The sequence below is a fragment of the Streptomyces sp. 2114.4 genome, from assembly GCF_900187385.1.
Lineage (GTDB): Bacteria > Actinomycetota > Actinomycetes > Streptomycetales > Streptomycetaceae > Streptomyces > Streptomyces mooreae.
The window spans coordinates 3,479,750-3,492,621 of record NZ_FYEY01000001.1; the positions used below are offsets into that span (position 1 = coordinate 3,479,750).

At 66.6% G+C, this 12,872-nt stretch carries 8 protein-coding genes; all 8 read right to left on the reverse strand.

Annotated elements, in window-relative coordinates; all coding sequences use genetic code 11:
* Positions 1 to 66: 66 nt before the first annotated feature.
* A complete protein-coding gene (locus tag CFW40_RS15145) occupies positions 67 to 3,966 on the reverse strand; it encodes a DNA-directed RNA polymerase subunit beta' (protein WP_088798412.1) in 3,900 nt (1,299 codons plus the stop codon).
* A gap of 103 nt (positions 3,967 to 4,069) precedes the next feature.
* On the reverse strand, positions 4,070 to 7,555 hold the full coding sequence (gene rpoB / locus CFW40_RS15150) for a DNA-directed RNA polymerase subunit beta (protein ID WP_088798413.1): 3,486 nt from the start codon (positions 7,553 to 7,555) through the stop codon (positions 4,070 to 4,072).
* A 627-nt stretch (positions 7,556 to 8,182) separates the two neighbouring features.
* Positions 8,183 to 8,569, reverse strand: a complete 387-nt coding sequence (gene rplL / locus CFW40_RS15160) for a 50S ribosomal protein L7/L12 (protein WP_088798414.1) — start codon at positions 8,567 to 8,569, stop codon at positions 8,183 to 8,185.
* A gap of 84 nt (positions 8,570 to 8,653) precedes the next feature.
* The gene (gene rplJ, locus CFW40_RS15165) at positions 8,654 to 9,205 is read right to left on the reverse strand and encodes a 50S ribosomal protein L10 (RefSeq protein WP_088798415.1); all 552 of its coding nucleotides are present in this window, start codon (positions 9,203 to 9,205) and stop codon (positions 8,654 to 8,656) included.
* Between the two features lie 318 nt (positions 9,206 to 9,523).
* Positions 9,524 to 10,396, reverse strand: coding sequence for a hypothetical protein (locus CFW40_RS15170; protein ID WP_256331461.1), 873 nt, complete (start codon positions 10,394 to 10,396; stop codon positions 9,524 to 9,526).
* Between the two features lie 148 nt (positions 10,397 to 10,544).
* Positions 10,545 to 11,261 carry a 50S ribosomal protein L1 gene (gene rplA, locus CFW40_RS15175; RefSeq protein WP_088798416.1) on the reverse strand — a complete coding sequence of 239 codons (717 nt, stop codon included), beginning with the start codon at positions 11,259 to 11,261 and terminating at the stop codon, positions 10,545 to 10,547.
* A gap of 83 nt (positions 11,262 to 11,344) precedes the next feature.
* Entirely contained in the window at positions 11,345 to 11,779 is a 435-nt protein-coding gene (rplK, locus tag CFW40_RS15180; RefSeq protein ID WP_009715899.1) for a 50S ribosomal protein L11, read from the reverse strand.
* 168 nt (positions 11,780 to 11,947) lie between these two features.
* Entirely contained in the window at positions 11,948 to 12,814 is an 867-nt protein-coding gene (nusG, locus tag CFW40_RS15185) for a transcription termination/antitermination protein NusG (protein WP_088798417.1), read from the reverse strand.
* Positions 12,815 to 12,872 lie beyond the last annotated feature (58 nt).

Consider the following 12,872-nt stretch of genomic DNA (forward strand, 5'->3'; position numbering starts at 1 on the left):
GGTCAATGCCGCAGGGCGGCCACCCCGCGAGGGATGGCCGCCCTGTTGCTGTCGTACGGACCAGGCTTACTGGTTGTACGGACCGTAGTCGTAGTCCTCCAGCGGGACCGCCTGGCCGGAGCCGGTGCCGAAGGGCGAGTAGTCGATGTCGTCGTAACCGACGGCCGAGTACATCGCGGCCTTCGCCTCCTCGGTGGGCTCGACCCGGATGTTGCGGTAGCGGGACAGGCCCGTACCGGCCGGGATGAGCTTACCGATGATGACGTTCTCCTTGAGGCCGATCAGGGAGTCCGACTTGGCGTTGATCGCCGCGTCGGTCAGGACCCTGGTCGTCTCCTGGAAGGACGCCGCCGACAGCCACGACTCGGTGGCCAGCGACGCCTTGGTGATACCCATCAGCTGCGGACGGCCGGAGGCCGGGTGGCCGCCTTCCGCCACGACGCGACGGTTCTCGCCCTCGAACTTCGTGCGCTCCACCAGCTCGCCCGGCAGCAGCTCCGCGTCGCCGGACTCGATGATCGTCACACGGCGCAGCATCTGCCGGATGATGATCTCGATGTGCTTGTCGTGGATCGCCACGCCCTGGCTGTTGTAGACCTTCTGGACCTCGCCGACCAGGTGGACCTGGACGGCACGCTGGCCGAGGATCCGCAGCACGTCGTGCGGGTTGACGGCACCCACGGTCAGCGGCTGGCCGACCGTGACGTGGTCGCCCTCGCCGACCAGGAGACGGGCACGCTTGGAGACGCCGTAAGCCGTCTCGTCGCTGCCGTCGTCCGGGGTGACGATGACCTTCTTGGTCTTCTCGGTCTCCTCGATGCGGACGCGGCCGGCCGCCTCCGAGATCGGGGCGACACCCTTGGGCGTACGGGCCTCGAAGAGCTCGACGACACGCGGCAGACCCAGGGTGATGTCGTCACCGGCCACACCACCGGTGTGGAAGGTACGCATCGTCAGCTGGGTGCCGGGCTCACCGATGGACTGGGCGGCGATGATGCCGACCGCCTCACCGATGTCGACCAGCTTGCCGGTGGCCAGCGAACGGCCGTAGCAGAAGGCACAGGTGCCGACCGCGGACTCACAGGTCAGGACCGAGCGGGTCTTGACCTCCTCGACGCCCGCGTTGACCAGCGCGTCGATGAGCACGTCACCGAGGTCGACGTTCGCCGGGGCGACGACCTTGCCGTCGACGACGACATCCTCGGCGAGCATGCGGGCGTAGACGCTGGACTCGACGTCGTCCGCCTTGCGCAGGACACCCGCGGCGTCCTTCGAGGCGATCCGCAGCTTGAGGCCGCGCTCGGTGCCGCAGTCCTCCTCGCGAATGATGACGTCCTGGGAGACGTCGACCAGACGACGGGTGAGGTAACCGGAGTCGGCGGTACGCAGAGCGGTGTCCGCCAGACCCTTACGGGCACCGTGGGTGGAGATGAAGTACTCCAGCACGGACAGACCCTCGCGGAACGAGGCCTTGATCGGACGCGGGATGGTCTCGTTCTTCGCGTTCGACACCAGACCACGCATACCGGCGATCTGCCGCATCTGCATCATGTTTCCTCGGGCACCCGAGTCAACCATCATGAAGATGGGGTTCGTCTTGGGGAAGTTCTCATTCATCGCCTCGGAGACCTCATTGGTCGCCTTGGTCCAGATGTTGATGAGCTCCTGCGTGCGCTCGTCCTTGGTGATCAGACCGCGCTCGTACTGCTTCTGGACCTTCTCGTCCTGGGCCTCGTAGCCCGCGACGATGGCCTTCTTGGCCTCCGGCACGACGATGTCCGAGACGGCGACGGTGACGCCGGAACGGGTCGCCCAGTGGAAACCGGCCGCCTTCAGGTTGTCGAGCGTCGCCGCCACGATGACCTTGGGGTAGCGCTCGGCCAGGTCGTTGACGATCGCGGAGAGCTGCTTCTTGCCCACCGAGTAGTCGACGAACGGGTAGTCCTCGGGCAGCAGCTCGTTGAAGAGCGCACGGCCCAGGGTCGTCCGCAGCCGGAAGCTGTCACCCTGCTGCCACTCGGGCTCGCCCTCCTCCGGAACCGGCGGAGTCCAGCCACGGGGCGGGACGGTGCCGATCGGGAAGCGGATGTCGACCTTCGCCTGCAGCGAGAGCTCACGGGCGTCGAAGGCCATGATGGCCTCGGCGACCGAGCCGAAGGCCCGGCCCTCGCCCTTGACCTCGCGCTCCTCCTCATCCGTGGTGAGGAAGAAGAGACCGAGCACCATGTCCTGGGTCGGCATGGTGACCGGACGGCCGTCGGCCGGCTTGAGGATGTTGTTCGAGGACAGCATCAGGATGCGGGCCTCGGCCTGGGCCTCCGCGGACAGCGGGAGGTGGACGGCCATCTGGTCACCGTCGAAGTCCGCGTTGAACGCGGTGCAGACGAGCGGGTGAATCTGAATGGCCTTGCCCTCGACCAGCTGCGGCTCGAAGGCCTGGATGCCCAGACGGTGCAGGGTGGGTGCACGGTTCAGCAGCACCGGGTGCTCGGCGATGACCTCTTCGAGCACGTCGTAGACGACCGTGCGGCCGCGCTCGACCATGCGCTTGGCGCTCTTGATGTTCTGCGCGTGGTTGAGGTCCACCAGGCGCTTCATCACGAACGGCTTGAAGAGCTCCAGCGCCATGGCCTTGGGCAGACCGCACTGGTGCAGCTTGAGCTGCGGGCCGACGACGATGACGGAACGCGCCGAGTAGTCGACTCGCTTACCGAGCAGGTTCTGACGGAAACGGCCCTGCTTACCCTTCAGCATGTCGCTGAGGGACTTCAGCGGGCGGTTACCGGGACCGGTGACCGGGCGACCGCGGCGGCCGTTGTCGAACAGCGCGTCGACGGCCTCCTGCAGCATCCGCTTCTCGTTGTTCACGATGATCTCGGGCGCGCCGAGGTCGAGAAGCCGCTTGAGGCGGTTGTTGCGGTTGATCACACGGCGGTACAGGTCGTTCAGGTCGGAGGTCGCGAAGCGGCCACCGTCCAGCTGCACCATCGGACGCAGGTCCGGCGGGATCACCGGGATGCAGTCCAGCACCATGCCCTTGGGGCTGTTGCGGGTCTGCAGGAAGGCGGAGACGACCTTGAGGCGCTTGAGCGCACGGGTCTTCTTCTGGCCCTTGCCGGTACGGATGATCTCGCGGAGGCGCTCGGCCTCCTCGTCGAGGTCGAAGGTCTCCAGGCGCTTCTGCAGGGCAGCGGCACCCATGGAGCCGTCGAAGTACGTGCCGAAGCGGTCCCGCAGCTCGCGGTAGAGCAGCTCGTCGCCCTCGAGGTCCTGGACCTTGAGGTTCTTGAAGCGGTTCCAGACCTCGTCGAGACGGTCGATCTCGCGCTGCGCACGGTCGCGCAGCTGCTTCATCTCACGCTCGGCGCCCTCGCGCACCTTGCGGCGCACGTCGGCCTTGGCGCCCTCGGCCTCCAGCTCGGCCAGGTCGGTCTCGAGCTTCTTGGCGCGGGCCTCCAGGTCGGAGTCGCGGCGCTGCTCGATCTGCTGACGCTCGACGGAGACGTGCGCCTCCAGCGAGGGCAGGTCGCGCGTACGGCGCTCCTCGTCCACCCACGTGATCATGTAGGCGGCGAAGTAGATGACCTTCTCGAGGTCCTTGGGCGCGAGGTCCAGCAGGTAGCCCAGCCGGCTCGGCACGCCCTTGAAGTACCAGATGTGGGTGACGGGAGCGGCCAGCTCGATGTGGCCCATCCGCTCACGGCGCACCTTGGCGCGAGTGACCTCGACGCCACAGCGCTCGCAGATGATGCCCTTGAAGCGGACGCGCTTGTACTTACCGCAGTAGCACTCCCAGTCCCGGGTCGGACCGAAGATCTTCTCGCAGAAGAGTCCGTCCTTTTCGGGCTTGAGGGTGCGGTAGTTGATGGTCTCGGGCTTCTTGACCTCGCCGTGGCTCCACTGACGGATGTCGTCAGCGGTAGCCAGACCGATCCGGAGCTCATCGAAGAAGTTGACGTCGAGCACTATGCGTCAATCCCTCTCAGGGTTGTAAGTCTTGGGGTCTGAAACGGGGGTCCTGGGGCCGGCCGGGGGAGCCATCGCTGACTCCCCGCGGCCGGAACTCCCGTCAGACCTCTTCGACGCTGCTCGGCTCGCGCCGGGACAGGTCGATGCCGAGCTCCTCCGCTGCGCGGAAGACGTCCTCGTCGGTGTCGCGCATCTCGATGGACATGCCGTCCGAGGACAGCACCTCCACGTTGAGGCACAGGGACTGCATTTCCTTGATGAGCACCTTGAAGGACTCGGGAATGCCGGGCTCGGGGATGTTCTCGCCCTTGACGATGGCCTCGTAGACCTTCACGCGGCCGGTCACGTCGTCGGACTTGATCGTCAGCAGCTCCTGGAGGGCGTACGCGGCGCCGTATGCCTCCAGCGCCCACACCTCCATCTCACCGAACCGCTGGCCACCGAACTGAGCCTTACCACCCAGCGGCTGCTGGGTGATCATCGAGTACGGACCGGTCGAACGCGCGTGGAGCTTGTCGTCGACCAGGTGGTGCAGCTTGAGGATGTACATGTACCCGATCGAGATCGGGTCCGGGAACGGCTCACCGGAGCGGCCGTCGAACAGCCGCGCCTTGCCGGAGCCCTTGACCATCCGCTCGCCGTCGCGGTTGGGGATCGTCGACTCGAAGAGACCGGAGATCTCGTCCTCGCGCGCACCGTCGAACACCGGGGTGGCGACGTTGGAGCCCGGGGCGACCTCGTCGGCGGAAATCGCGTGCAGACGCTTCTTCCACTCCTCCTCGACGCCCTCGACCTTCCAGCCCTGGCTGGCGAGCCAGCCGAGGTGGATCTCCAGGACCTGTCCCGGGTTCATTCGGGACGGGACACCCAGCGGGTTGAGGATGATGTCGACCGGGGTGCCGTCCTCCAGGAACGGCATGTCCTCGACCGGGAGGATCTTGGAGATGACGCCCTTGTTGCCGTGCCGGCCGGCGAGCTTGTCACCGTCGGTGATCTTGCGCTTCTGGGCGACGTAGACGCGGACCAGCTGGTTCACGCCCGGGGGCAGCTCGTCGCCCTCTTCGCGGTCGAAGACGCGGACGCCGATGACCTTGCCGATCTCACCGTGCGGCACCTTCAGCGAGGTGTCGCGCACCTCGCGCGCCTTCTCACCGAAGATCGCGCGGAGCAGGCGCTCCTCGGGGGTCAGCTCGGTCTCACCCTTGGGCGTGACCTTGCCGACGAGGATGTCGCCGGCCACGACCTCGGCACCGATACGGATGATGCCGCGCTCGTCGAGGTCGGAGAGGACCTCCTCGGAGACGTTCGGGATGTCCCGGGTGATCTCCTCGGGGCCCAGCTTGGTGTCACGGGCGTCGACCTCGTGCTCCTCGATGTGGATCGAGGAGAGGACGTCGTCCTGCACGAGGCGCTGCGACAGGATGATCGCGTCCTCGTAGTTGTGGCCCTCCCACGGCATGAACGCCACGAGCAGGTTCTTGCCGAGCGCCATCTCGCCTTCGTCCGTGGACGGACCGTCGGCGAGGACCTGGCCCTCGATGACCCGCGCGCCCTCGTCCACGACGACCTTCTGGTTGAAGGAGGTGCCCTGGTTGGAGCGGGTGAACTTGGCGACGCGGTACGTGGTGTACGTGCCGTCGTCGTTGGCGACGGTGATGTAGTCCGCGGAGACCTCCTGGACCACACCGTCCTTCTCCGCCTTGATGACGTCACCGGCGTCGACCGCACAGCGGTACTCCATGCCGGTGCCGACCAGCGGCGACTCCGCCTTGATCAGCGGAACGGCCTGGCGCATCATGTTCGAGCCCATGAGCGCACGGTTGGCGTCGTCGTGCTCGAGGAAGGGGATCATGGCGGTCGCGGCCGACACCATCTGGCGCGGCGAGACGTCCATGAAGTCGACCTCGTCGGCGGGGACCAGGTCGACCTCGCCGCCACGACGGCGGACCAGGACACGCTGCTCGGCGAAGCGCATGTCGTCGGTCAGCTTCGCGTTGGCCTGGGCGATCAGGAAGCGGTCCTCCTCATCAGCGGTGAGGTAGTCCACCTCCTCCGTGACCTGGCCGTCGACGACCTTGCGGTAGGGCGTCTCGATGAAGCCGAAGACGTTGACCCGGCCGTAGGAGGCCAGCGAGCCGATCAGACCGATGTTGGGACCTTCGGGGGTCTCAATCGGGCACATGCGGCCGTAGTGCGAGGGGTGCACGTCACGGACGTCCAGGCCGGCCCGCTCACGGGAGAGACCACCCGGGCCCAGCGCCGACAGACGGCGCTTGTGGGTCAGACCCGACAGCGGGTTGGTCTGGTCCATGAACTGGGACAGCTGGCTGGTGCCGAAGAACTCCTTGATGGAGGCGACGACCGGCCGGATGTTGATCAGGGTCTGCGGCGTGATCGCCTCGACGTCCTGGGTGGTCATGCGCTCGCGCACGACGCGCTCCATACGGGCGAGACCCGTACGGACCTGGTTCTGGATGAGCTCGCCGACGTTGCGCAGACGGCGGTTGCCGAAGTGGTCGATGTCGTCGGTCTCAACGACGATCTCCGTGCCGTTCTCGCCGATCGTCTCGGTCTCGCCGGCGTGCAGCTTGACCAGGTACTTGATCGTGGCGATGACGTCATCGGTGGTCAGCACACCGGCGTCCAGCGGCTCGTCGCCGCCGAGCTTCTTGTTGACCTTGTAGCGGCCGACCTTCGCGAGGTCGTAGCGCTTCGGGTTGAAGTACAGGTTCTCCAGCAGCGTCTGCGCGGCCTCACGCGTGGGCGGCTCGCCCGGACGCAGCTTGCGGTAGATGTCGAGCAGCGCGTCGTCCTGGCCCTGGGTGTGGTCCTTCTCCAGGGTGGCGCGCATCGACTCGTACTCGCCGAACTCCTCGAGGATCTGCTCGGTCGTCCAACCGAGAGCCTTGAGCAGAACGGTCACGGACTGCTTGCGCTTGCGGTCGATGCGCACACCGACCATGTCGCGCTTGTCGATCTCCATCTCCAGCCAGGCACCCCGGGACGGGATGATCTTGGCGGAGAAGATGTCCTTGTCGGACGTCTTGTCGATGGAGCTGTCGAAGTACACGCCCGGCGAGCGCACCAGCTGCGAGACGACGACACGCTCGGTGCCGTTGATGCAGAAGGTGCCCTTGTTCGTCATGAGCGGGAAGTCGCCCATGAAGACCGTCTGGGACTTGATCTCGCCGGTCTCGTTGTTCGTGAACTCAGCGGTGACGAAGAGCGGAGCCGCGTACGTGAAGTCGCGCTCCTTGCACTCGTCGATGGAGTTCTTCGGGGGCTCGAAGCGGTGGTCGCGGAACGTCAGCGACATCGACCCGGAGAAGTCCTCGATCGGGGAGATCTCTTCGAAGATCTCCTCCAGACCGGACTTGGTGGGGACTTCCTGCCCACTCTCCAGCGCAGCCTCGACGCGACCCTTCCATGCGGCATTGCCGAGCAGCCAGTCGAAGCTTTCGGTCTGCAGCGCAAGGAGGTTCGGAACCCCGAGGGGCTCCTTGATCTTCGCAAAAGAGATGCGCAGCGGGGCGGTGCTGTCGCCGTTGTTCGTATTGGCAGTCGAGGCGTTGCGCGAGGCGGCCAAGAGGGGGTCCTTCCGAGGGCTCGGACTCACTACGCGCGTACCGGTCCCGAACCGAACAGACTGAGGGAAAGCCCAGGTCAGGGCAGATCATTCAGCTTTGCTCGGGCTCGGGTATGCCCCTGGTGACGGGCAGGGAGCAGCTAACAGGCAGCGCAAAGGGTCAGTGTAGCCACTTGGCACACTGATGTCCAGAGCGAGTTTCCGGAGACCGGTTCAACGCCGTGATACCGATCTTCTCCCTCCGGGAGGCCGTGTCCTCCGCACCGGAGGAACTCCTCGTTGTTCTTCTCTACGCCCATTGCCCTGCGCCTGCCGAAAGCCCTGCGCCAGTGGCGCACACCGATGCTTCCCTCTTCGTCGGCGATCTATGCCTCGAACCCTGGATCGCTTCTGCGTCGCGTCCCGAGAATTGCGCGCCGCGTCCGGTTCGTCAAGGCCCCCCACCTCAGGGAGATCGTCACATGGGGGCACGTCCGGGCAACGATGATCACCATACTCGCACGCAGGCGCGAGAGAATGCAGCCGTGGCGAGCACGCCGAAGGGCGACCACCCGCATGGGTGATCGCCCTTGGCTGGTGTCCGTGACGCCTCAGGCGCCGTGGACGGGAGTCAGAGACTCCGTGGGGTCACTTGACCTCGACGGAGGCGCCGGCGCCCTTGAGGGCCTCGGCGGCCTTGTCAGCGGCGTCCTTGGCGACCTTCTCGAGGACCGGCTTCGGGGTGCCGTCGACGAGGTCCTTGGCCTCCTTCAGACCCAGGGAGGTCAGCTCACGCACGACCTTGATGACCTGGATCTTCTTGTCGCCCGCACCGGTGAGGATGACGTCGAACTCGTCCTGCTCCTCGGCCTCGGCGGCGGCCGGGGCACCCGGGGCGCCGGCGGCGGCAACGGCGACGGGGGCGGCAGCCTCGACGTCGAACTTGTCCTCGAAGGCCTTCACGAACTCGGAGAGCTCGATGAGGGTCATCTCTTCGAACTGCGCGAGCAGGTCTTCCTGGCTGAGCTTCGCCATGGTGGCGGTCCTTCCACTAATTCGGCTGGTGCCGGATGTACATGTCTGGCGGGCGTACTACGGGCCCGCTGGGCGTCCGAGTGGTTACTCGGCAGCCTCGGCGGGAGCCGGCGTACCGGCACCGCCCTGCTCGACCTTGCTGCGAAGCGCGTCCGCGGTGCGGGCGAACTTCGTGAGCGGGGCCTGGAAGGTCGCCGCGGCCTTGGCCATGGACGCCTTCATGCCACCCGCCAGCTTGGCGAGCAGAACCTCACGGGACTCGAGGTCCGCAAGCTTCTTGATCTCGTCGGCGGTCAGCGCCTTGCCGTCAAGGACACCGCCCTTGATGACGAGAGCGGGGTTCTCCTTGGCGAAGTCACGAAGACCCTTCGCCGCCGTGACCGGGTCACCGGTCACGAAGGCGACAGCGGTCGAGCCCTTGAGGTGCTCGTCCAGCTGAATCCCGGCCTCCTTGGCCGCGATCTTGGTCAGCGTGTTCTTCACCACACGGTACTGAGCGTTCTCGCCGAGAGAACGACGCAGCTCCTTGAGCTGCGCCACAGTCAGTCCGGTGTAAGAAGTCACAACAGCTGCGTGGGAGTCACGGAGCTTCCCCGTGATCTCCGCAACGGCTGCGTTCTTGTCAGACGTCGCCATGAGCCTCGGCCTCCTTCCGGGTGATGAGGACCGCGCAGAAGGGGCTGGGCAAAACAAACGCCCCGGCGCAGGCGCACGGGGCGTACTCGACCGGGGCGGATCGGAATCCGTCCGGGAGTTCATCCATACACACCTGCGCAGGCCGTCCGCAGCTAGCGGATCCTTCGGCCACCACACGTCCGGGACCGGACGCGCAGAGACAACCAGCGGTCTTTGGCTTCCGGGAAAAGATACGGGAGCGGGATGCGCTCAGGCAAATCGGCGTGGACGGGGACATCGCAGGGCCCCGCCCACGCCGTCAGACGTGCGCGGTACCGGTCAGGCGCCGGGCGCGGTCGTCGTCTGGTCCGCCGGCGGCGGGGCCACGTCGACCTTGGTGCCGTAGCCCGTGTAGAACACGGTGGAGTCACTGGGCTGCTTGCCGCCGAGCTTCTCCCGCTTCTTGACCAGCAGGTCGTGGGAGTCGATCCAGACGTCGAGCTGCTCGCTCTTCGCGCCGCCCTTCGCGAGCTGCTTGCGCATCATGTCGCGGAGGTCCTTGCCGAGCTTGTCGCTCAGCTGGTCCAGCTCGAGGGTGCCGGTGTAGTGCGTCGCCTGGACGCCGCCCACGTCCTCCGTGCCGACGGCCTTGGCGGAGCCGGAGGCGGCCAGCAGCTCGATCGCCTGGCTCGGGTCGGCCTTCTGCAGCGCTTCCTGGAGCAGGGTGCCGGTGCCGCCCAGCTTCTTCGACAGGAAGCTGTAGGGGTACTTCGTCCAGGGCTTGCCGCCGCCACCGGGCAGGGCGCCGCCCATGTTCATGTACACGGCGTCCTCGGCGTAGATCGCCTTGACCGGCTTGAGCGGCTTACCGGAGCTCCCGGCGACGTCCATGGTGTTTTCCACGTTCATCCGCATGCCCTGCGACCAGTCCAGATCGCCCTTGGTGGACTGCTTCACCTGCTTGCCGACCATGGTCGCGGTCGTGGAGCCGTCGATCTTCGCGGTCTTCTTGGCCTTGGTCGCCTGCTGGGCGGCCTTCAGCGCGTCCGCCGGATTCTGCGCCGGGTCCTGCTTCCCGCCCGCGTCGCTGCCGCCGGTGCTGCTGCTCCCGGCCCCGGACGCCTTGCCGCCCTCGTCGTTGTTGCAGGCGCTCAGACCGCCCACCAGAATCACGGCACCCGCCACGGCGGCGGCTATACGCGTGCTGCGCATGTGAGGCTCCCCCTTGGATCATGTGTGTCGACCTCGGGGGGACTGTAGTGCAGGCCACTGACCGCACATGCGTCAGGCCCCGTCTCTCCACCGGGAGAAACGGGGCCTGACGCGTGGATCACGCGCTACGAGGCGTCGATCGGGGAGATCAGACGGCCTCGTCCTCGACGAGGAGGTTGCGGGTGCGGTTGGCGTCCAGCGGGATGCCGGGGCCCATCGTGGTGGTGACGGTCGCCTTCTTGATGTAGCGGCCCTTGGCGGCGGACGGCTTGAGGCGGTTGATCTCCTCGAGCGCCGCGGCGTAGTTCTCCACCAGCTTGGTCTCGTCGAAGGAGACCTTGCCGATGATGAAGTGGAGGTTCGCGTGCTTGTCCACGCGGAACTCGATCTTGCCGCCCTTGATGTCGGTGACAGCCTTGGCGACATCCGGGGTGACGGTGCCGGTCTTCGGGTTCGGCATCAGACCACGCGGACCGAGCACGCGGCCGAGGCGGCCGACCTTGCCCATGAGGTCCGGGGTGGCGACGACGGCGTCGAAGTCCAGACGGCCCTTGGAGACCTCGTCGATCAGTTCGTCCGAGCCGACGATGTCGGCGCCGGCGGCTTCCGCGGCCGCAGCACGGTCACCGGTCGCGAAGACCAGGACCCGGGCGGTCTTACCGGTGCCGTGCGGGAGGTTCACGGTGCCACGGACCATCTGGTCGGCCTTGCGCGGGTCGACACCCAGACGCATGGCGACCTCGACGGTCGCGTCGAACTTGACGGACGCGGTGTCCTTGGCGAGACGGACGGCCTCGAGGGGGGCGTACACGCGCTCCCGGTCGATCTTCGCGTCCGCGTTGCGAAGAGTCTTGCTGCGCTTCACTTCTGCTCCTGATGCAGTGGGGTGGAGTCGTGGTGCGGACCAGCGCCTGGTCCTGCCACGGGGTGGTGCCTGAGGGGCTGAGATCAGCCCTCGACCGTGATGCCCATGGAACGGGCGGTGCCGGCGATGATCTTCTCGGCGGCGTCCAGGTCGTTGGCGTTCAGGTCGGGCATCTTGGTGGTGGCGATGTCACGGACCTGGTCGCGCGTGATCTTGGCGACCTTGGTCTTGTGCGGCTCGCCGGAGCCCTTCTCCACGCCCGCGGCCTTCAGGATGAGCTTCGCGGCCGGCGGGGTCTTGGTGATGAAGGTGAAGGAACGGTCTTCGTAGACCGTGATCTCCACCGGCACGACCATGCCACGCTGCGACTCGGTCGCGGCGTTGTAGGCCTTGCAGAACTCCATGATGTTGACGCCGTGCTGACCCAGCGCGGGGCCGACCGGCGGGGCCGGGTTTGCGGCGCCGGCCTGGATCTGGAGCTTGATAAGCCCCGTGACCTTCTTCTTCTTGGGAGGCATGCTCTCTCCGGGTCCTAGTGAGAGGTTTTTCGCCAATCCACCCGGTCATCCGGATGGAGGCATACCGCACAACGATAACGGGTATCGTCGTGCGGCCAAAAACCGAGCAGGTCAGACCGGCTGTGAGCCCGTCTGACCTGGTCGGTTCGGCTGGTGGTCCGGAAGAACCTAGTTCTTCTGGATCTGGTCGAAGCTCAGCTCGACCGGGGTCTCGCGGCCGAAGATCTCGACGAGGCCCTTGACCTTCTTCGAGTCGGCGTTGATCTCGTTGATCGTCGCCTGCAGCGTCGCGAACGGGCCGTCGGTGACGGTGACGGAGTCGCCCACCTCGAAGTCCAGCACCTGGACCTCGACCTTGCGGGACGGCGCCGGCTTGCCCTCGGCCGCGGCGGCCTCCTTGGCGGCCTTCTCCTCGGCCTCCGGGGCGAGCATCTTGACGATCTCGTCCAGCGTCAGCGGGTAGGGGTCGTAGGCGTTGCCGACGAAGCCGGTGACGCCCGGGGTGTTGCGGACGACGCCCCAGGACTCGTTCGTCAGGTCCATGCGCACGAGCACGTAGCCCGGGAGCTTGTTCTGGCGGATGGTCTTGCGCTCGCCATTCTTGATCTGCGCGACCTCTTCCTGCGGCACCTCGGCCTGGAAGATGAAGTCCTCGACGTTCAGCGAGACGGCACGCTGCTCGAGGTTGGTCTTCACGCGGTTCTCGTAACCGGCGTAGGTGTGGATGACGTACCACTCGCCGGGCAGACCACGGAGCTCGTCACGGAGGGCGGCCACCGGATCGACCGGCTCCTGCTCCTCGTCCTCGGCGACCTCGGCGGCGGCCTCGGCGTCCTCTTCGACGTGCACCGCAGCCTCTTCGGCGGGCTCGCCGGCGGCGGCGTCCTCGGAGTCGAGCTCGTCGACCTCGTCGGCGGCCTCGACGATCTCAAGCGCGGTGTCGTCGCCCTCGACCTCGGCCGAGGCAGCCGCGTCAACGTCGGCCGCTGCCGGCTCTGCGGAGTCGGCGGCGTCGTTCAGGTTCGGGTCAGACACGGTGGCTGCTTCTTCCTGGCTTCAAGGGGTTGAACATGCGAAAGGGGCGCCCGCTGAG

Coding starts and splice junctions, on each gene's coding strand:
- rplL (WP_088798414.1), bottom strand. CDS start 8,569: ATGGCGAAGCTCAGCCAGGAAGACCTGCTCGCGCAGTTCGAAGAGATG.
- rplJ (WP_088798415.1), bottom strand. CDS start 9,205: ATGGCGACGTCTGACAAGAACGCAGCCGTTGCGGAGATCACGGGGAAG.
- CFW40_RS15170 (WP_256331461.1), bottom strand. CDS start 10,396: ATGCGCAGCACGCGTATAGCCGCCGCCGTGGCGGGTGCCGTGATTCTG.
- rplK (WP_009715899.1), bottom strand. CDS start 11,779: ATGCCTCCCAAGAAGAAGAAGGTCACGGGGCTTATCAAGCTCCAGATC.